21 protein-coding genes are annotated in these 19,366 nt (G+C 68.5%); 11 read left to right on the top strand and 10 right to left on the bottom strand.

Going from position 1 to position 19,366, the window contains the following annotated elements:
* Positions 1-118: 118 nt before the first annotated feature.
* Positions 119-859, bottom strand: coding sequence for an Lrp/AsnC family transcriptional regulator (locus ACJH6H_RS22015; protein WP_406775814.1), 741 nt, complete (start codon positions 857-859; stop codon positions 119-121).
* Positions 860-924: 65 nt separating this feature from the next.
* Here ACJH6H_RS22015 and ACJH6H_RS22020 point away from each other — a divergent pair, with 65 nt between their 5' ends.
* The 5 genes from ACJH6H_RS22020 (at position 925) to ACJH6H_RS22040 (ending at position 5,493) form a co-directional block, all read left to right on the top strand.
* A complete protein-coding gene (locus tag ACJH6H_RS22020; RefSeq protein WP_406775815.1) occupies positions 925-1,800 on the top strand; it encodes a transketolase in 876 nt (291 codons plus the stop codon).
* Entirely contained in the window at positions 1,797-2,813 is a 1,017-nt protein-coding gene (locus ACJH6H_RS22025; protein ID WP_406775816.1) for a transketolase family protein, read from the top strand. Before ACJH6H_RS22020 ends, ACJH6H_RS22025 begins: the two co-directional genes overlap by 4 nt.
* On the top strand, positions 2,810-4,027 hold the full coding sequence (locus tag ACJH6H_RS22030) for an aminotransferase class III-fold pyridoxal phosphate-dependent enzyme (protein ID WP_212813457.1): 1,218 nt from the start codon (positions 2,810-2,812) through the stop codon (positions 4,025-4,027). Before ACJH6H_RS22025 ends, ACJH6H_RS22030 begins: the two co-directional genes overlap by 4 nt.
* Positions 4,024-5,133: an alcohol dehydrogenase catalytic domain-containing protein gene (locus tag ACJH6H_RS22035; protein WP_212813459.1), complete on the top strand. Its 1,110-nt coding sequence runs from the start codon at positions 4,024-4,026 to the stop codon at positions 5,131-5,133. The genes ACJH6H_RS22030 and ACJH6H_RS22035 overlap by 4 nt, the downstream gene beginning before the upstream one ends.
* Positions 5,134-5,277: 144 nt before the next feature.
* Entirely contained in the window at positions 5,278-5,493 is a 216-nt protein-coding gene (locus ACJH6H_RS22040; protein ID WP_318987077.1) for a DUF3073 domain-containing protein, read from the top strand.
* Between the two features lie 61 nt (positions 5,494-5,554).
* On the opposite strand, the gene purM is transcribed toward ACJH6H_RS22040, so the two are convergent.
* Complete coding sequence (gene purM / locus ACJH6H_RS22045) at positions 5,555-6,637, bottom strand: phosphoribosylformylglycinamidine cyclo-ligase (RefSeq protein WP_406775817.1); 1,083 nt, start codon at positions 6,635-6,637, stop codon at positions 5,555-5,557.
* A 63-nt stretch (positions 6,638-6,700) separates the two neighbouring features.
* The gene (gene purF, locus ACJH6H_RS22050; RefSeq protein ID WP_406775827.1) at positions 6,701-8,233 is read right to left on the bottom strand and encodes an amidophosphoribosyltransferase; all 1,533 of its coding nucleotides are present in this window, start codon (positions 8,231-8,233) and stop codon (positions 6,701-6,703) included.
* A 207-nt stretch (positions 8,234-8,440) separates the two neighbouring features.
* Here purF and ACJH6H_RS22055 point away from each other — a divergent pair, with 207 nt between their 5' ends.
* Entirely contained in the window at positions 8,441-9,793 is a 1,353-nt protein-coding gene (locus ACJH6H_RS22055) for a DoxX family protein (RefSeq protein ID WP_406775818.1), read from the top strand.
* 3 nt (positions 9,794-9,796) lie between these two features.
* Here the strand turns inward: ACJH6H_RS22055 and ACJH6H_RS22060 are convergent, their stop codons facing one another.
* The 3 genes from ACJH6H_RS22060 to ACJH6H_RS22070 are packed head-to-tail and all read right to left on the bottom strand — an operon-like array spanning position 9,797 to position 12,993.
* The gene (locus ACJH6H_RS22060; RefSeq protein ID WP_406775819.1) at positions 9,797-10,177 is read right to left on the bottom strand and encodes a sterol carrier family protein; all 381 of its coding nucleotides are present in this window, start codon (positions 10,175-10,177) and stop codon (positions 9,797-9,799) included.
* Positions 10,178-10,230: 53 nt separating this feature from the next.
* Entirely contained in the window at positions 10,231-12,519 is a 2,289-nt protein-coding gene (gene purL / locus ACJH6H_RS22065; RefSeq protein ID WP_406775820.1) for a phosphoribosylformylglycinamidine synthase subunit PurL, read from the bottom strand.
* Positions 12,520-12,570: 51 nt separating this feature from the next.
* The gene (locus tag ACJH6H_RS22070; RefSeq protein WP_212813465.1) at positions 12,571-12,993 is read right to left on the bottom strand and encodes a DoxX family protein; all 423 of its coding nucleotides are present in this window, start codon (positions 12,991-12,993) and stop codon (positions 12,571-12,573) included.
* A 136-nt stretch (positions 12,994-13,129) separates the two neighbouring features.
* Between ACJH6H_RS22070 and ACJH6H_RS22075 the strand changes: the two genes are divergently transcribed.
* On the top strand, positions 13,130-13,300 hold the full coding sequence (locus ACJH6H_RS22075) for a hypothetical protein (RefSeq protein WP_212813467.1): 171 nt from the start codon (positions 13,130-13,132) through the stop codon (positions 13,298-13,300).
* A gap of 4 nt (positions 13,301-13,304) precedes the next feature.
* On the opposite strand, the gene ACJH6H_RS22080 is transcribed toward ACJH6H_RS22075, so the two are convergent.
* Both ACJH6H_RS22080 and ACJH6H_RS22085 read right to left on the bottom strand, forming a co-directional pair.
* The gene (locus tag ACJH6H_RS22080; protein ID WP_020098783.1) at positions 13,305-13,658 is read right to left on the bottom strand and encodes a VOC family protein; all 354 of its coding nucleotides are present in this window, start codon (positions 13,656-13,658) and stop codon (positions 13,305-13,307) included.
* A gap of 9 nt (positions 13,659-13,667) precedes the next feature.
* Positions 13,668-14,927, bottom strand: coding sequence for a M18 family aminopeptidase (locus ACJH6H_RS22085; RefSeq protein WP_406775821.1), 1,260 nt, complete (start codon positions 14,925-14,927; stop codon positions 13,668-13,670).
* Between the two features lie 51 nt (positions 14,928-14,978).
* Here ACJH6H_RS22085 and ACJH6H_RS22090 point away from each other — a divergent pair, with 51 nt between their 5' ends.
* Positions 14,979-15,995, top strand: a complete 1,017-nt coding sequence (locus ACJH6H_RS22090; RefSeq protein WP_406775822.1) for a Dyp-type peroxidase — start codon at positions 14,979-14,981, stop codon at positions 15,993-15,995.
* Positions 15,992-16,789 carry a family 1 encapsulin nanocompartment shell protein gene (locus ACJH6H_RS22095; RefSeq protein WP_212813478.1) on the top strand — a complete coding sequence of 266 codons (798 nt, stop codon included), beginning with the start codon at positions 15,992-15,994 and terminating at the stop codon, positions 16,787-16,789. The genes ACJH6H_RS22090 and ACJH6H_RS22095 overlap by 4 nt, the downstream gene beginning before the upstream one ends.
* A 221-nt stretch (positions 16,790-17,010) precedes the next feature.
* Here ACJH6H_RS22095 and purQ read toward each other — a convergent pair whose 3' ends face one another.
* On the bottom strand, positions 17,011-17,685 hold the full coding sequence (gene purQ, locus ACJH6H_RS22100; RefSeq protein ID WP_406775823.1) for a phosphoribosylformylglycinamidine synthase subunit PurQ: 675 nt from the start codon (positions 17,683-17,685) through the stop codon (positions 17,011-17,013).
* A complete protein-coding gene (gene purS, locus ACJH6H_RS22105) occupies positions 17,682-17,921 on the bottom strand; it encodes a phosphoribosylformylglycinamidine synthase subunit PurS (RefSeq protein WP_020098778.1) in 240 nt (79 codons plus the stop codon). The genes purQ and purS overlap by 4 nt, the downstream gene beginning before the upstream one ends.
* A 111-nt stretch (positions 17,922-18,032) precedes the next feature.
* On the opposite strand from purS, the gene ACJH6H_RS22110 reads away from it, so the two are divergent.
* Together ACJH6H_RS22110 and ACJH6H_RS22115 are read left to right on the top strand one after the other, a co-directional pair.
* The gene (locus tag ACJH6H_RS22110) at positions 18,033-18,683 is read left to right on the top strand and encodes an MBL fold metallo-hydrolase (protein ID WP_406775824.1); all 651 of its coding nucleotides are present in this window, start codon (positions 18,033-18,035) and stop codon (positions 18,681-18,683) included.
* A gap of 17 nt (positions 18,684-18,700) precedes the next feature.
* Positions 18,701-19,294, top strand: coding sequence for a hypothetical protein (locus ACJH6H_RS22115; RefSeq protein ID WP_406775825.1), 594 nt, complete (start codon positions 18,701-18,703; stop codon positions 19,292-19,294).
* Positions 19,295-19,366 lie beyond the last annotated feature (72 nt).

Below are 19,366 nucleotides of genomic sequence, written 5' to 3' on the forward strand. Positions count from 1 at the left end.
GACCACATTTCGGGCCCCGGGAGGATTCCGAACATCGTGCGCCAGGTGGTCCGGAAGTTTCGATGTTCTTCGAAACAAGCCCGGCCAGACCTGGTGCCCGCCGAAATTTCTTCGGTATTTACCGGATCGGCCGACGCATCTCGTCGTAACCGCTGACGTATTCCATGTGCTGGACGCCGATGTAGTGATCGAACATGATGCTGGTCGTCGTGGCCGCGACGGGCCCGGAACTGAGCTTGGTCGCGACGAAGTCGCGCAGCTGACTGGTCGACGTGCACGCCACATGGATCAGGAAGTCGTCCGGCCCGCCCATGTGAAACACGTTGAGCACCTGGGGAAACCGGATCACCCGACTGGCGTAGCTCTTCACCTGATCGCGCGCCGACGCGGGCAGCCGCACGAAAACGATTGCCTGCACCGGGAATCCGAGCGCCTCGTAGTCCACGAACGCGTTGATCGACCGGATGACACCGAGCTGCTCGAGCCGCTTGATCCGCGCATGGCAGGTCGACGGCGCGATTCCCGCCTTGCGGGCCAACTCATTGTTGGTGCGCCGGCCGTTGGTGGTCAGCTCCCAGAGCAACAACTCGTCGATCTCGTCGGTCTTGACCTCTCCGACCCGGCCGTCCTCATACCGCTGCATCTGAACCTCCTCGTGCCACAGCCTGAAGCCGCGGCGTCCGCGCCCGAGTTCGGGCAGCACATCCTTCGGCGCATCTCGGACAATACGGGCCGCAGCCGAAAAAAGAGTCTTGTTCGCCTGAGTTTCCGAACGAAATTCGGTGGCACCCGTCCAGCCTCGAAAGATCTCCCACCATAGCGTGAGGCCGACCACAGCCGGAACTGCGATCAGCGCCATACCCGTTGCGCCACATCGCCTTTGGCACGCCCCGGTCGGCACCACCCACTGCAAGGGAGCAGCAGATGATTCCACCAACGGGAACGCCCGACCGGGCGGCAGCACTGGAGCAACTCGCCGACCGGGCGAAGTTCATCCGGCTCGAGACCGTGCGACTGTCCCGGATCGCCGGCGCCGGCCACTACACGTCGTCCTTCTCGGCCGCCGAGCTGTTCGCGGCCCTGTACTACTCGGTCCTGAAATACCGCCCGGCAGAACCGAAATGGGCCGACCGTGACCGGTTCGTCCTGAGCAAGGGCCACGCCGCGATCGGCCTGTACCCGGTGCTGGCCGAAGTCGGCTTCTTCCCGCCGTCGGCGCTCGACGACTACACACGCCTGGGCAGCCCGTTCGGCGATCACCCCGACATGAAGAAGATCCCGGGCATCGATTTCAGTTCGGGCTCGCTCGGCCACGGCCTGTCCATCTCCGTCGGCATGGCCTTCGCCGGACGGGTCGGCAACCGCCCGTACCGCACCTTCTGCATGTTGGGCGACGGCGAGTTGCACGAGGGCCAGATCTGGGAGGCCGCCAACGCCGCCGGGCACTACCGCCTCGGCAAGCTGGTCGCGATCGTCGACCGTAACCAGTTGTGCATCGACGGCTTCACCGATGACGTGATGAGCGTCGAGCCCATCGAAGACCGCTTCGCCGCCTTCGGCTGGCAGACCCACCGCGTCGACGGGCATGACCCCGCGGCGCTGCTGGATCTGTTCGGCACCCTGCCCGACAAGCCCGACGGCCCACCACAGCTCATCGTCGCCGACACAGTCAAGGGCCGCGGCGTGCAGCTCATGGAATACAACCCCGATTGGCACGTCGGCAACCTCGTCGGCGCCGACTACGACGACGTGATCGCGGAACTGCAGGCCGGCCTGCGTCCGCTGGAGGCAGCGAAATGACCGAAACCCAGGACCAGGCAGAGATTTTCGGCGGCGGCGCCACCGAACTGCGCGACAAGCGCTCGTTCGACGGCAGCGACGTCAGTTCGATTCCCGCGTTCGTGTTCGGTGAGGAACTGGCCGACCTGGCCGACCACGATCCGCGCGTCGTCGTGCTGACGGCCGATCTGGCCAGCGCCAACCGGGCCACCGATTTCTCCGCACGCCACCCCGACCGGTTCTTCAACATGGGCATCGCCGAGAAGGGCATGATCACGTCCGCGGCCGGCATGGCGTCGTGCGGCTACGTGCCGTTCGCCGCGACGTTCGCGTCGTTCTCGGCACTGCTGTGCGCCGAGCAGATCCGCACCGACTGCGCGTACCCGCGGATGCCCGTGCGGATCGTCGGACACCACTCCGGCATGTCGATGGGGTTCTACGGCACCAGCCACCACGCGCTGGAAGACCTTGGCGTACTGCGCACTTTCGCCGAACTGACCGTCGTCTGCGCGACCGACGCCAACCACCTGCGCGCGATCCTGCGGGCGTCCGTCGACCACCCGGGCGCGATGTACATCCGGCTGGGCCGCGGCCGCGACCCCGAGGTCTATCAGACGGTGCCCGAGCTCACCTTCGGCAAGGCCATCCGGCTGTGCGACGGCCACAACCTGACCATCATCGCCACCGGCAGCGAGGTCCACCCGGCCCTGGAGGCCGCGGCGATCCTGGCGGACGAAGGCATCAGGACCCGCGTCGTCGACATGCACACCGTCGCGCCGCTCGACATCGACGAGGTACTCGCCGCCGCGCACGAGACCGGCGCCATCCTCACCGTCGAGGAACACAACGTCACCAATGGCCTGGGGTCGGCGGTCGCCGAAGCGCTGTTCCTGAACGGCGCGCCCACCGTGCCGTTCGCCAAACACGGTGTGCCCGACGAGTACATCCCCGTCGGTCCCCCGGCGGCGCTGTATGCCAAGTACCGGCTGGACGCACCCGGTGTCGCGGCGGTGGCCCGGGAGCTGTTGCGATGATCGACCACAACGACACGGCCCTGACCAAACGAGCCCGGCTCGTCGTCCCCGGCGGCATGTACGGACACATGAATGTGCGGTCGTTCTCGGCCACGCTGCCGCAGTACATGGCCACCGGCGAGGGCTGCCGCATCACCGACACCGACGGCAACACGTACCTGGATTTCATGTGCGGCTGGGGCCCCGTGGTGCTCGGCCATCGCAATCCAGCTGTACAACAAGCGGTTTCGGAGCAGATCGCCAAGGGCGACTGCCTCAACGGCGCGGCTCCGGTGATGGTGGAACTGGCCGAACTGCTCGTCGACACCGTGGCCCACGCCGACTGGGCGATGCTGGCCAAGAACGGCACCGACGCCACCACCGCGTGTGTGACGATCGCGCGCGCGGCCACCGGGCGGCGCAAGGTGCTCATCGCTCACGGGGCGTATCACGGTGCGGTGCCGTGGTGCACCCCCGTGACGGCAGGGGTGACGCGTGAGGACCGGGCGCATCTCGACTACTTCGAGTACAACGACCTCGATTCCCTTCGCGCCGCTGTCGACCGCGCCGGCGGCGATCTGGCCGCCGTCATCGTCTGCCCGTTCCGGCACGACGTGTACCGCGATCAGGAACTGGCCGATCCGTTGTTCGCCAAGGGGTTACGCGAACTGTGCGACCGCACCGGCGCGGCGCTGGTCCTCGACGACGTCCGCTGCGGCTTCCGGCTGGACCTCGCCGGTAGCTGGGAGCCGCTGGGCGTGCGTCCCGATCTGTCGGCGTGGTCCAAGGCCATCGCCAACGGCTACGCGCTGGCGGCAGTGACGGGCACCGAAGCGATGAGAGAAGCGGCTGGCAGCATCTACGCCACGGGGTCGTTCTGGTACTCCGCGGTGTCGATGGCGGCCGCGCTGGCGACCATCCGGGAACTGCGCGACACCGACGCGATGCAGCGCATGTCCGACTCCGGTCAGCGCCTGCGCGAAGGGCTGGCGGCCCAGGCCCGCGCGCACGGCTTCGAGGTCGTGCAGACGGGGCCGGTGCAGATGCCACTGCTGCGGTTCGCCGGTGACGACGACTTCAGCCAGACCCGGCTGTGGTGCGACGAGGCCGGTGCCCGCGGCGTCTACCTGCACCCGTACCACAACTGGTTCCTCAGCGCGGCCCACACGGCGACGGACATCCACGACGCGCTCGACCGCACCGACGACGCCTTCGCGGCATTGGCCCGCCGATGAAGATCACCGGTGCAGTCCTCGAGGAGGCCGGGCGGGCCCGGCCGTACGCACAGTCGCGGCCGATCACGGTCGGCGAGCTGGAGCTGGCGGATCCCGGCCCGACCGAGCTGCTGGTCCGGATCGAGGCGGCCGGCGTATGCCACTCGGACCTGAGCGTCGTCGACGGCAACCGGCCCCGCCCGCTGCCGATGCTGCTGGGGCACGAGGCAGCCGGTGTCGTCGTCGCCACCGGTGACGCCGTCGGCGACATCCGCCCCGGGCAGCGCGTCGTGATGTCGTTCCTGCCCCGCTGCGGCGAGTGCCCCGACTGCGCCGAAGGCGGCCGCCTGCCGTGCCCGACCGGATCCGCGGCGAACTCCGCCGGCACGCTGCTGGCCGGCCGGCGCCTGAGTGCGGCCGGCCGGCCCGTGCACCACCACCTCGGCGTCTCCGGTTTCGCCACCCACGCCGTCGTCGACCGGGCCTCCGTCGTGCCCGTCGGATCCGATGTCCCGCCCGACGTCGCCGCGATGCTCGGCTGCGCCGTGCTGACCGGCGGTGGTGCGGTACTCAACGTCGCCAGGCCCGCGCCGACCGACAGCCTGATGGTGGTCGGCCTCGGCGGCGTCGGCATGGCGGCCGTCATCACCGCGCGGGCGCTGCAGGTCGCGCGGGTCATCGCGGTCGACACCGCCGCGGACAAGCTCGGCCAGGCAGCCGCGCTGGGCGCGACCGAGACCTATACCGCAGGTCAGGCCGCTGAACTCGGCATCAAGGCCCGGCACGTCATCGAGTGTGCCGGGCATCCCCGCGCCTTCGAGACGGCCTTCGGCGCGACGCTGCCGGGCGGCAACACCATCACGGTGGGCCTGCCGGCCGCGGCCGCACTGGCCGCCATCTCACCGCTGACGGTCACCGCCGAGGCCAGGATGGTCGTCGGCAGCTATCTGGGCTCGTCGGTCCCGGCCCGCGACATCCCCAGGTACGCGCAACTGTGGCGCGACGGGAAGCTGCCGGTGGAGAAGCTCATTTCCGCGCGGATTCGGCTCGATCAGATCAACGAGGCGATGGATCGGCTGGCCGACGGGCAGGCCATTCGTCAGGTCATCCTGTTCGACCAGGGCTGACGATTCGGCCCTCAGACCCCCGTAAGGGTGGCCTGCCAGCATGAGACCGCCGGGCACGGTAAGCTAACGGCAGGACAATAAACACACTCAGATCGGAGCCGCCTGCACATCGGGCCGCTCCGTTATTGCGCGAGGGGGTCCCCCATGGGCCGCGGCCGAGCAAAGGCAAAGCAGACCAAGGTTGCTCGAGACCTTAAGTACAGCTCACCGCAGACCGATTTCGGTCGGCTGCAACGAGAGCTCTCGAACGACCCCGTTGGTTACCGCACCAGTGCCTTCGATGACGACCTGGGCGACGACGACTCGGACGACGAGCCCGCCGGTCGCTGGGCCGTTCCCGAAGACGACTGGCGTCACTAGACCCCACGAGCGGCCCTGAGTCCCAAGGCCGCCGGCCCAGCCCCCGCGCACGACCTGAAGGTCAGAAGCGCGGGTGCTGGCCCACCAACTCGGCGCGAACGCTGCTCTTGCCACCCTTGTTGACGGTGCCCAGGGTCCAGCAATCCAGGTGCCGGGCAGTCAGAATCGCCAGTGCGCGGTCGGTGTCCTCCGGCGCGACGACGGCGACCATGCCGACACCCATGTTGAACGTCTTCTCCATTTCGGCACGCTCCACGCGGCCGCGCTGGGCGATCATCTGGAACACCGGCGCCGGCGTCCAGGTGCCGCGGTCCATCTCGGCGGTCAGGCCGTGCGGGATGACGCGTTCCAGGTTCCCGGCCAGTCCACCACCGGTGACGTGGCAGAAGGTGCGCACCTGGGTCTCGGCGGCCAGTGCCAGGCAGTCCTTGGCGTAGATGCGGGTCGGCTCCAGCAGCTCTTCACCGAGCGTGCGGCCGAACTCCTCGACGTGGCCCGACAGGCTCATGCGGTCGATCTCGAGCAGCACCTTGCGGGCCAGCGAGTAGCCGTTGGAGTGCAGGCCGGTGGCGGCCATGGCGATGATCACGTCTCCGGGGCGGACGTTCTCGGGGCCCAGCAGGTCGTCGGCCTCGACGACGCCGACGCCGGTCGCGGAGATGTCGTAGTGGTCGGGCTCCATCAGACCCGGGTGCTCGGCGGTCTCACCGCCCAGCAGCGCACAGCCGGCCTGGACACAGCCGTCGGCGATGCCCGAGACGATCTCGGCCACCCGCTCGGGCACGGTCCGGCCCACGGCGATGTAGTCCTGCAGGAACAGCGGCTCGGCGCCACACACCACGAGGTCGTCCACGACCATCGCGACGAGGTCGATGCCGACGGTGTCGTGCTTGTCCATGGCCTGCGCCACGGCGAGTTTGGTGCCCACACCATCGGTCGACGAAGCCAGCAGTGGCTCGCGGTACCCGGCTTTCAGGCCGAACAGCCCGGCAAAACCTCCGAGGCCGCCGCGTACCTCGGGGCGGGTGGCCTTCTTGGCGTGGGGCTTGAACAATTCGACGGCGCGATCGCCTGCCTCGATGTCAACCCCCGCCGAAGCGTAGGAGGCGCCAATCGATTCAGCTCGCTCATCCTGGCTAGTCATCGGCCCCAAGGCTACCGGTCGCACCCTCGCGGATGCACGTCGCGCCTGTTGACGGGCGTCAGGTCAGGGACGGCGCAGGGCTGAGGCGTTGTCGTTGTCGGCCGTCAGCGGCAGGCCGGTGCGGGCCGCCGACGCGAGCATGTGCTCGACGACGTTCTTGCCGAGGGCAGCTTCACCTGGCAGTTCGATCGGGTAGTTGCCGTCGAAGCAGGCCGCGCACAGCCGGGAGGCGGGCTGCTCGGTGGCGGCGATCATGCCCTGCCGGCTGATGTAGCCGAGGGAGTCGGCGCCGATCGCGTGCCGGACCGCCTCGAGCATCTCGTCCTCGCTCGCCTCGGTGCTCTTGGCGTTGGCGATCAGCTCGGCGGGGGTGGCGAAGTCGATGCCGTAGAAGCACGGCCACTTCACCGGCGGCGACGCGATGCGCACGTGCACCTCGACGGCGCCGGCCTCACGCAGCATGCGGACCAGGGCGCGCTGGGTGTTGCCGCGGACGATCGAGTCGTCGACGACGATCAGCCGCTTACCGCGGATGACTTCCTTCAGCGGGTTGAGCTTGAGCCGGATGCCGAGCTGGCGGATGGTCTGCGACGGCTGGATGAAGGTGCGCCCGACGTAGGCGTTCTTCATGAGGCCCTGACCGAACGGGATACCCGAGCCCTGCGCGTAGCCGACAGCCGCCGGCACGCCCGATTCGGGCACGCCGATGACCAGGTCGGCGTCGACGGGCTTCTCTTCCGCCAGGCGGCGGCCGATCTCGACACGCGCGGCATGCACCGAACGGCCGGCGATCGTGCTGTCCGGACGGGCCAGGTACACGTACTCGAAGACGCAGCTCTTGGGCTCGGGGTTGGCGAACCGGGTGGAGCGCACGCCGTCGGCGTCGATGGCCAGCAGTTCACCGGGCTCGATGTCGCGGACGAACGACGCGCCGACGATGTCCAGTGCGGCGGTCTCGGAGGCGACGACCCAGCCGCGGTCCAAGCGGCCCAGGGACAACGGACGGACGCCGTGCGGGTCGCGCGCGGCGTACAGGGTGTTCTCGTCCATGAAGGTCAGGCAGAACGCGCCGCGCACCTGCGGCAGCAGTTCCAGCGCGGACTGCTCCAGGCTCGAGTCGGCGGCGCCGTGCGCCAGCAGGGCGCCCAGGATGTCGGAGTCGGTGGTGGCGGCGACATGGCCACGCGCGTTGATCAGGCCGTCTTCGCGGGCCCGGGCCGCCAGTTCGGCGGTGTTGACCAGGTTGCCGTTGTGGCCGAGCGCGACGCCGGTGCCGGCGGCGGTGTTGCGGAACACCGGCTGCGCGTTCTCCCACGTCGTGGAGCCGGTGGTGGAGTAGCGGCAGTGTCCGACGGCGACGTGGCCGTGCATGGCGGCCAGGGTCTGCTCGTCGAACACCTGACTGACCAGACCGAGGTCCTTGAACACCAGGATTTGAGATCCGTCAGCGACGGCGATGCCTGCCGCTTCCTGCCCTCTGTGCTGCAGCGCATAAAGGCCGTAGTACGTGAGCTTCGCCACGTCCTCGCCAGGGGCCCAGACCCCGAATACGCCGCATTCCTCGCGTGGCTCGTTCTCGGTCTGTTCGGTCACGATAGGGCTGCTCCCGGGGAGGCGGTTGGTGACAGGAATGAGTCTACGGTCCAGCCGGGCGGGAAACGGAATCGAATCTTCTGTCTGTCGGCGCGTCGCCCACCGGAGGCGCACGCGTCGGGCCTGTTTCGGACTCGGCCCCCGCGCCGCGGACGACTTCCCGCCCGGCCGCACACCGTCTCATCAGCCCACTTCAGTCCGGCTGTTTATATGGGTTTCGTGGCCAGTCAATTATCAGAGAGCCCTGATCCTCCCGTCCTCGACCCCGTCACCGCCGACGCGACCCGGCCATGGTCGAGCGTGACGAAGATCGCATTCAGATTCTGCTTTCTGTACTTCGGCCTGTTCTGTGTGTTGTTCGCGCAGATCACTTTTGCCTTCTTCGGGATCGTGGGCGAGTTCCTGCCGAAGCTCGCCGTGATGTGGCAGATGACCGTGCTGGCCCCGCCGCTGAAGTGGGTCGGCCGCGAGGTCTTCGGCGTCGACGCCGTGCTGCACCAGGACTCGGGCAGTGGCGATCAGACCGTGGTGTGGGTGATGGTGTTCAGCCTGGCGGTCGTCGCAGCCGTCGGGACCGCGGTGTGGACCGTGCTGGACCGGCACCGGCCCGACTACGCGCGGCTGTCGGCGTGGTTCCTGACGTTCGTGCGCTTGTGCGTCGCCGGGCAGATGCTGTTCTACGGTTTCGCCAAACTGGTGCCCACCCAGATGCCGTCACCCCCGCCGTCCGCGCTGCTGCGGTCCTTCGGCGACTTCAGTCCGGCCTCGGTGCTGTGGCTGCAGGTGGGCAGCTCGCCTCCGTACGAGATGACGCTCGGCGCCGTCGAGGTGCTGGCCGGATTGCTGATGTTCCTGCCCCGCACCGCGACGCTGGGGACGCTGCTCGGGCTGGCCAGCATGGCCCAGGTGTTCCTGTTGAACATGACCTTCGACGTGCCGGTCAAGATCCTGTCCGGCCACCTGCTGCTGATGAGCCTGGTACTGCTCGCCCCGCAGCTGCGCCGGCTGACGGACCTGTTCGTCCTGCAACGCCCGTCGGAGCCGGTGACCCAACCACCGCTGTTCAGCTCGGAGCGCGCCAATCGCAGAGCCGCCACCGCGCAGGCCGTGCTGGGTCTCTGGGTACTGGTCGGATGCGTCTTCGCGAGCTGGCAGGCGTGGCACGCCTACGGCGGCGGCATGGCCAAACCCGAGCTGTACGGCATCTGGGCGGTCCGGGAGTTCAGCGTTGACGGCAAGCCGGTCCCGCCGCTGACGACCGATCAAACCCGTTGGCAACGCGTGGTTTTCGAGAAGGACGGCGCGCTGACGTACCAGCGGATGAACGGCGAACTGGTCGACGCCCCCACCACGGTCAAGTCCGACACCATCACGGTGTCCGAACCCGGCGGCGCGGCACTGGCCGAGCTGAAGGTGTCACGGCCGTCGGCCCAGCAGCTGCAACTGACCGGCACGCTGCACGGGCGCCCGGTGCAGATCGCCCTCGATCAGGTCGACCTCGATCAATTCACGTTGCGCAACAGGGGCTTTCACTGGGTGCAGGAATACCCGTTCTTCAAGTGAGCCCTACAGCTCGACCAGCGGCAGCCACGGGCCGATCTCCCGTGCCCGTGACCCGGACATCTCGATGGCGCCCGCCGCGTCGTCCAGCGACAACAACCCGGTGGCCAACAGCAGCCAGGTGCGCGGGTCCGTCTCCACCACGTTGGGCGGATTGCCGCGGGTGTGACTGAGGCCCGAAATGCACTGCACCGCAACGAATGGCGGCACGCGGACCTCGACGCTGGCGCCGGGCGCGACGGCCGCCAGCGTGCGCGCCGTCAGCCGGACGGCCTCCGCGATCGCGGCGCGCGGCGGCGTTTCGGCGTGCTCGTCACGCAGCCAGTCGGCGACGAGCAGCACCGCCGCCCGGGTCTGGGCCGGGTCGGGCGCCTTGCGCGTCACCATCTCAGGGATTTGTGCACGATTTTCCGCGGTGGGCGCGGATTTTCGTGCACAAATCACTCATGGGAGAACAGGGCGGGCAGCACGCTCTCGGAGGTTGTCCGCAGTTCGTCCAGCGTGACGCTGAACTGGCCCTGCACCTCCACCGAGTCGCTGCCCGGATCGACCACGCCGATGCGGACGGCCGGCAGTTCGCGGGCCTCGCACATCGCCATGAAGCGGCTCTCCTCGGTGCGTGGCACCGCGACAAGGACGCGGCCCGACGACTCGGAAAACAGCTGCACGAACGGGTCCGCATCCTCGGGAAGCAGGACGCGGCAACCGGTTTCGCCGGCCAGGGCCGCCTCGACGACAGCCTGGATGAGCCCGCCCTCGGACAGGTCGTGGGCGGCCGAGATCAGGCCGTCGCGCGAACCCGCGGTCAGCACTTCGGACAGCAGCTGCTCGCGCTTGAGGTCGACACGCGGCGGCACGCCACCGAGATGGTCGGCCGTGACCTGGGCCCAGACCGAACCGTCGAACTCGTCGTAGGTGTCGCCCAGCAAGATCAGCGTTTCGCCCGGCTCCAGGCCGATGCCGGTCGGGATGCGGCGGTGCACGTCGTCGATGACGCCGAGCACGCCCACCACCGGGGTCGGCAGGATCGCGGTGGAGCCGGTCTGGTTGTAGAAGCTGACGTTGCCGCCGGTGACCGGAATACCAAGGGCCGCACAGCCATCCGCGAGGCCGCGCACGGCCTGCGAGAACTGCCACATGACGCCCGGGTCCTCCGGCGAACCGAAGTTGAGGCAGTTGGTGACGGCCACCGGCGTCGCGCCGGTGACGGCGACGTTGCGGTAGGCCTCGGCCAGCGCCAGCTGCGCGCCGGTGTACGGGTCCAGCTGCGTGTAGCGGCCCGAGGCGTCGGTCGACACCGCGATGCCGCGGCCGGTGGCCTCGTCGATGCGCAGGACGCCGCCGTCGGCGTGCTCGGCCAGCACGGTGTTGCCGCGGACATAGCGGTCGTACTGCTCGGTGATGAACGCGCGGCTGCACAGGTGCGGGCTGCCGAGCAGCTGCAGCAGGGTGGCGCGCAGCTCGTCGCCGGTCTTGGGCCGGGGCAGGTTGGCGGAGGTGTCCGCGATCAGTGCGTCCTGGGTGTGGGGGCGCTGGACGGGCCGGTTGTAGACCGGGCCCTCGTGGGCGACGGTGCGCGGCGGCACGTCGACGACGGTCTCGCCGTGCCAGCTGATCTTCAGCCGGTCACCGTCGGTGACCTCACCGATGACGGTCGCCAGGACGTCCCACTTGCGGCAGACGGCCATGAACGCGTCGACGTTCTCCGGCGTCACAACGGCGCACATGCGCTCCTGCGACTCGCTGGAGAGCACCTCGGCCGGGGTCATGTTGGCGGCGCGCAGCGGCACCTTGTCGAGGTCGATGTGCATGCCACCGTCGCCGGCCGATGCCAGTTCCGAAGTGGCACAGGACAATCCGGCGCCACCGAGATCCTGGATACCGACCACCAGGTGGGCTGCATACAGCTCCAGGCAGCACTCGATCAGGACTTTCTCGGTGAACGGGTCGCCCACCTGAACCGACGGCAGCTTCTTGCGGCCGGCGCCCGACTCGTCGCCGGAGAAGGTGTCGGAGGCCAGCACCGAGACGCCGCCGATGCCGTCCAGTCCCGTGCGGGCGCCGAACAGGATGATCTTGTTGCCGGTACCCGACGCGAACGCCAGGTGCAGGTCCTCGACGCGGAGCGCGCCCACGCAGAGGGCGTTCACCAGCGGGTTGCCGGCGTACGACGGGTCGAAGATGGTCTCGCCGCCGATGTTCGGCAGGCCCAGCGAGTTGCCGTAGCCGCCGACGCCGCGGACGACGCCGTCGAGCACGCGGCGGGTGTCGGGCGCGTCGGCCGCGCCGAAGCGCAGCTGGTCCATCACCGCGACCGGGCGGGCGCCCATGGCCATGATGTCGCGGACGATGCCGCCGACGCCGGTGGCCGCGCCCTGGTAGGGCTCGACGTACGACGGGTGGTTGTGCGATTCGACCTTGAAGGTGACGGCCCAGCCGTCACCGATGTCGACGACGCCGGCGTTCTCGCCGATACCGGCCAGCATGCCGGCGCGCATCTCGTCGGTGGTGGTCTCACCGAAGTAGCGCAGATGCACCTTGGAGGACTTGTACGAGCAGTGCTCGCTCCACATCACCGAGTACATGGCCAGCTCGGCATCGGTGGGCCGACGGCCGAGGATCTCGCGGATGCGCTGGTACTCGTCATCCTTGAGACCGAGCTCGCGATACGGCTGCGGCTGGTCGGGCGTGGTAGTCGCGTTATTGACGGTATCGACCGAGGACGTCACGCAGAGAGTCTATCGTTGCGGAACTTGCCCGCCCGCCACGGCGAGCGCCGGCTACTCGTCGCCGCTGACCAGCACCTTGAGCAGCGCCGGCCGCCGCAGGATGAGCGCGCCCCAGATCAAGAGTCCGAAGGCCACCGCGAAGACCACGGGGAACCACGCCTCTTGGTGCATGTCGATGGTCACGGCACCGCCGAGATAGGCCGTCAGCCCGACCGCGCCCAGCACTGCGGTGCGGGGGATCACCCACACGATGATGCAAGCCAGCAGCACCCACCCGATGACGTACGTCTGGTAGGGCGGGAAGCCGATGCCCTCGGTCGCGGTGCGGGCGAACTCCATCCCGAGAATCTTCGGAATGGCATCGGCCAGCAGGAACAGCAGGAGGAAGGCGCTCAGGACGAGGCCGGCCTTCTGCGGTGTGGTGCGACCGGCCCATACGGCCCGTGATTGCGATACATCCTTGGCGTCGGCCATGGCGGACTCCGTTCTCGATCGGCGGTTCAACACTAGGTCGACTCGCCCGAAGGCGGGAACTCATCGCGGCGGCCCTCATAGCGGGCTGCTAGGTAGGACCCATCGGGGCCTCATCCCGCACTCTTAGCGTGGCCGGATGAGACTTCACATCGGACTCAACCGGGGTGCGATCGCGGTACTGGCCGTGATCGCGGCCCTGGTGTGTATCTGTGCCGGCGCCATCGTCGTCGCGTCCAAGGCGTGGCATGCCGCGTCGGAGCCGGTGGTGTCCACCGGCGTCGAACTGGTCGAGCAGGCCGGTCCCTAGCCCGTCAGGCCGCGCCCGCGATGCAGAACGCGTTGCCCTCCGGGTCGGCCAGCACCACCCAGCGGGCCACCTCGCCGAAGGCATGGCGTTCGGTTTCCGTCGCGCCCGCGGCTTTGAGGCGCTCGAGCTCGGGCTCGATGTCGCCTTCGAGGTGGAAGTCCAGGTGCAGCCGGTTCTTGCCGGGCGTCGGGTCGTCGACCTGCTGGAAGCCCAGATTCGGGCCCTCCGGGAAGTTGACGACGAAGAACTCCCCCGGCATCAGGGTGTGCACCTTGCCGCCGAATTGCGCGGCCCACCAGTCGGCGAGGGCCTGCGCGTCGGTGCAGTCGAATGTGACCATCTCCACTTTGAGTGCCATGGTCAAACTCTAGGCGGGTGCCAGGAACGCCTGCAGCGCCGCGGCGTAGGCCGGCACGTCGAGCGCGCCCATCACCTCGCGTGCCGAGTGCATGGCCAGCTGCGCGGCGCCGACGTCGACGGTCGGGATGCCGGTGCGGGCGGCGGTCATCGGTCCGATCGTCGATCCGCACGGCAGGTCGGCGCGGTGCTCGTACCGCTGCAGCGGTACCCCGGCTTGCGCGCAGGCCAATGCGAACGCCGCGGCGGTCCGGCCGTCGGTGGCGTACCGCAGGTTGGGTTGCACCTTGAGCACCGGGCCGCCGTTGACCTGGATGAGGTGCCCCGGTTCATGCCGCTCCGGGTAGTTCGGGTGCGTGGCGTGCGCCATGTCGCCCGAGGCCACCATCGAGCCGGCCAGCCGGCGCAGCAGATCCTCGCGCGTTCCGCCAGCCGCCAGCACGATGCGCTCCAGCACCGTCGGCAGCAGATCGGACTGCGCGCCGTGGTCGGACGTCGACCCGACCTCTTCGTGGTCGAACAGCGCCAGCACCGGAACGTAGTCGGCAGCCGGCGCGGCCAGGAACGCCTCCAGCCCGGCGTAGCAGGTGCCCTGGTTGTCGAGCCGGGGTGCGCTGATCAGATCGCTGTCGACGCCGATCAGGCGCGACGGCGCGAGGTCGTGCGTCATCAGGTCGGCGGCCAGGACATCGGCACCGTCGACCCCCGCGTGCGCGGCGACGTAACCGAGGAAGTCGCGGGTACCCGTGCCGACGCCCCACACCGCGTTGACGTGCCGCTGCGGATCGAGGCTGACGCCCTTGCGGTCCTCGGACAGGTGGATGGCCAGCTGCGGCACCCGCAGGATCGGGTCGTCGATCCGGACCAGGACGTCCTCGACGGTGTCGCCGCGCCGTACCGAGAGCCGGCCACTGATGCCGAGGTCGCGGTCCAGCCACGAGTTCAGCCACGCGCCGCCGTAGGGCTCGAGCGCCACGACCTGCCAGCCGCTGACGAACCGGTCCGGGTGCTGCTTGACCCGCAGGTTGGGGCTGTCGGTGTGGCCGCCGACGATGCGGAAGGGGTTCGGCGCGTCCGTCGCCCGCCACGCCACCAGCGAGCCGGCCCGCACCGTGAAGTAGTTACCGGGAGAGGCGGGCCAGGCGTCGGTCTCGGCGAGTTCGGTGAACCCGGCGGCGGTCAGCCGCGCGGCCACCGTCGCGCACACATGGAACGGCGAGGGCGACGCGTCGATGAACCCGCAGAGGCCTGCGGCAGTAGCTCCGGTCATGAGGCCATCATCACCCGGAAATCCGTTGCCGTTGCCGCTAGGGTCGAGTTCGTGTGTCCCGCACGGCCTCAGCCCGTTCTCACCACGTTGACATCTGCTGCCATCTTTCTCATCGCCACCATCGATGAGGGCGCCGAGCCCGAAGTGCACGATGCGCTCACCAGGCTGTCCGGACTCGTTCGGGCAGTTGGATTCCGCACGCCCGCAAGCCGTCTGAGCCTCGTGACCGGCATCAGCTCGGACGCCTGGGATCGCTTGTTCAGCGGGCCGCGGCCGGCCGGGCTGCATGAGTTCCCGGAATTGCAGGGTGCGCGTCACCACGCGCCGTCGACGCCAGGCGACCTGCTGTTCCACATCCGGGCCAACGCCATGGACGTGTGTTTCGAGCTGGCCAGCCAGATTCTGAAGTCACTCGACGGCGCGGTGACGGTGATCGACGAGGTACACGGATTCAAGTTCTTCGAGAACCGCGACCTGCTCGGCTTCGTCGACGGCACCGAGAACCCGGACGGACCGGATGCCGTGGTCGCGGCGCTGGTCGGCGACGACGATCCCGAATTCGCCGGTGGCAGTTACGTTCACGTGCAGAAGTACCTGCACGACATGGCGTCGTGGGAGTCGCTCAGCGTCACCGAGCAGGAACGGGTGATCGGCCGCAGCAAGCTCGAGGACATCGAGATGGCCGACGACGTCAAGCCACCCAACTCACACCTGGCCCTCAACGTCATCGAGGACGACGACGGTAACCAACTGCAGATCGTGCGGGCCAACATGCCGTTCGGCCGCGTCGGCTCAGGGGAATTCGGCACGTACTACATCGCGTACTCGGCCGACCCGGCCGTCACCGAACGCATGCTGCGCAACATGTTCATCGGCGACCCGCCGGGCAACACCGATCGCATCCTGGATTTCTCCACGGCGGTCACCGGAGTGTTGTTCTTCACTCCCACAGTCGATTTCCTCGATGCGCCGCCGCCCCTGCCCGCCGCAGCACCGGCAGAACCCGAAGCCCAACCCACGTCAACTGGCACCCTGTCCATCGGCAGTCTGAAAGGTCAACCGCAATGAACAACCTGTACCGCGATCTCGCTCCGATCACCGCGGCCGCGTGGGCCCAGATCGAAGAGGAGGCCGCCCGGACGTTCAAGCGGCACATCGCTGGCCGTCGCGTCGTCGACGTGAGCGAGCCGGGTGGACCGAAGACGGCCGCGGTCAGCACCGGCCATCTCGTCGATGTCACGTCGCCGGCCGACGGTGTGGTGGCGCACCTTCGGGAAGCCCGGCCGCTGGTGCGGCTGCGGGTGCCATTCACGGTGACCCGCACGGCGATCGACGACGTCGAGCGCGGCGCGCAGGACTCCGACTGGGATCCGGTGAAGGAAGCCGCCAAGAAGCTGGCGTTCTCGGAGGACCGGGCGATCTTCGAGGGCTACCCGGCCGCGCAGATCGAGGGCATCCGCGCCGCCAGCTCCAACCCGGCGCTGGCGCTGCCGAGCGACCCTCGGGGCTACCCGGACGTGATCTCCCAGGCGCTGTCCGAGCTGCGCCTGGCCGGTGTGGACGGGCCGTACTCGGTGCTGCTGTCGGCGGAGGCCTACACCAAGGTCAGCGAGACCACCGAGCACGGCTACCCGCTGCTGGAGCACCTCAACCGCCTGGTCGACGGTGAGATCATCTGGGCGCCCGCCATCGACGGCGCGTTCGTATTGTCCACGCGCGGAGGCGATTTCGACCTGCAGCTGGGCACCGACGTGACCATCGGCTATCTGTCGCACGATGCCGAGACGGTGCAGCTGTACCTGCAGGAGACGCTGACGTTCCTCTGCTACACCGCCGAGGCGTCGGTCGCGCTCGACAGCTGATCTACTCGTTGATCCCGCCGCCAGTTGACCCTGTTCCTAGGGCGCATTCGTTCGAGTGAGGTGCGCCCTCGGGTCAGGATCAACAGGTCGGGATGCTCGAATCGAGTTGACCCTGACCCCTGGGCGCAGCTGCGTCGGCCACGCCAACGAGGGTGCGCCTAGCGCGTCTCGCGGGCGATTTTCGCGATCTGTATGCACCCTCGCGGGCAAGTAGAACGGCGTCAGGCGCTCAGGACCGCGTCGAGTGCCGAGAAGAAGATGCCGAGTCCGTCGTCGGACGGGCCGGTGAGGGCCTCGGTGGCGTGCTCGGGGTGCGGCATCAGGCCGACGACGCGGCCGTTGGCCGAGCTGATCCCGGCGATCGAGCGCATCGAGCCGTTCATGTTGTCGCGGTAGCGGAAGACCACGCGACCTTCGCCTTCGAGTTCGTTGAGCACGCTCTCCGACGCGACGTACCGTCCCTCACCCGACTTGAGCGGGATCAGGATGTCGGCGCCGGGTTCATAGCGGCTGCTCCACGCGGTCGACGTCGCGGTCACCTCGAGCCACACGTCGCGGCAGATGAAGTGCAGACCCTCGTTGCGGGTCAGCGCGCCCGGCAGCAGCCCGGCCTCGCACAGCACCTGGAAGCCGTTGCAGATACCCAGCACGGGCATGCCCTTGCCGGCCGCTTCGACCACCGAGGTCATGACGGGCGCGAACTTGGCGATGGCGCCGCAGCGCAGGTAGTCGCCGTACGAGAAACCGCCGGGGACGATGACGGCGTCGACGCCCTTGAGGTCGGGATCGGCGTGCCAGAGGCTGACGGCCTCGCCGCCGACGGCCCGGACCGCCCGTGCCGCGTCGACGTCGTCGAGCGTGCCGGGGAAGGTGATGACACCGACCTTGGTGGTCATGCGTTCTCCCGGTGCACCGAAAAGTCCTCGATGACGGTGTTGGCCAGCAGCGTCTCGGCGACGTGCTCCAGCGTCTCGTCGGACACGGTGTCGTCGACCTCGAGCTCGAACCGCTTGCCCTGGCGGACGTCGGACACCCCGGTGATCCCGAGGCGCCCCAGCGCCCCCACAATCGCCTGGCCTTGCGGGTCCAGGATTTCGGCCTTGGGCATCACGTGCACAACGACGCGGGCCACGCGCGCTCCTTTGTTCGGGTCGGATTGCTCTGCCGAGGCGAGCGTAGCGACGGGAAGACATCTGTACTCTACCGGCGCCCTTGTGCGCCGCGATGCCCGCACAATGGACTGATGGAGCTGACGCACTTCGGACATTCCTGCCTGTTGGCCCGATTCACCGACGGTGACGCGCAGGCGACGGTCCTGTTCGACCCGGGCAACTTCTCGCACGGGTTCGAGGGCATCACGGGACTGGACGCCATCCTGATCACTCATCAGCACCCCGACCACGCCGATCCGGCCCGGCTGCCGGCCCTGGTCGAGGCGAATCCGCAGGCCAAGCTGTATGCCGACCCCATGACCGCGGCGCAGCTGGGTGGCGCGTGGCAGGCCGTGCACGTCGGCGACACGCTGTCGATCGGTCACCTGACGGTGCGCGGCGCAGGCGGCAAGCATGCGGTGATCCACCCGGAGATTCCGATCATCGACAACATCTCGTACCTGGTCGGTGATGCTGGTCACGCTGCCCGCCTGATGCATCCGGGCGACGCGCTGTTCGTGCCGGGCGAGCCGGTCGAGGTGCTGGCCGCACCGGCCGCCGCGCCGTGGATGAAGATCGCCGAGGCCGTCGACTTCCTGCGGGCCGTCGCGCCGCAGCATGCGGTGCCGATCCATCAGGGCGTCGTCGCCGAGCAGGCCAAGGGCATCTACTACGGCCGCCTCGACGAGATGACCGACACCGACTTCCGGGTGCTGACGCCCGAGCAGGAGATGCGGTTCTGAACACGCGACGGTTCTTGGTGTGGTGGCCGCTGGTCGGGTTCACCGCGATGATCGCGCTGGGCATCGTCGTCCGGTCGGGTGACTCGGCCGTGGATCACTGGTTCATGCAGACGTCGCGCACGCTGCTCGGTGACCACCCGTACTGGATGCTGCTGCTGAACCGCGTCAAAGTGCTGGTACCGCTCTATCTGCTGGCGGTGGGTATCCCGCTGTGGCGACGCGAGTGGCGGCTGGCCACCGTGGCCGCGTTGTGCCCGGTCATCTCGATCATCGGCGCCAAGGTGCTGAAGGTGCTGTTCGGTCGGCCCTGGTACGGCGAGAATCTGGCGTATCCCAGCGGCCACACCACCGTGGCGATCACCGTCGCGGCCATGCTGGTGCTCGGGATCGGGGTGCACGCGTGGAGCATCACGATCGCCACGATCGGCGCCGCCATCCCGTCTATCGGCATGGCCAGCAACCACTTCCACTACTTCACCGACATCATCGGCGGCGCGCTCTATGCCACGTCGATGGTGTGCCTGGCGATCCTGGCCGCCGGCCCGCAGGTACTGCATCGTTCCCCGCGCGCCAGGGGCGCCGACCGCGTGCAGTCACCCGCCGGCGGCTAGTGGTGTGTCTCGTAAATAAATAGTTATATGTTCGGTATTCTGTAGGGGTGAGTGCATCACCTGCGGCAGCTT

The organism is Mycobacterium sp. SMC-21, assembly GCF_045310825.1.
GTDB lineage: Bacteria > Actinomycetota > Actinomycetes > Mycobacteriales > Mycobacteriaceae > Mycobacterium.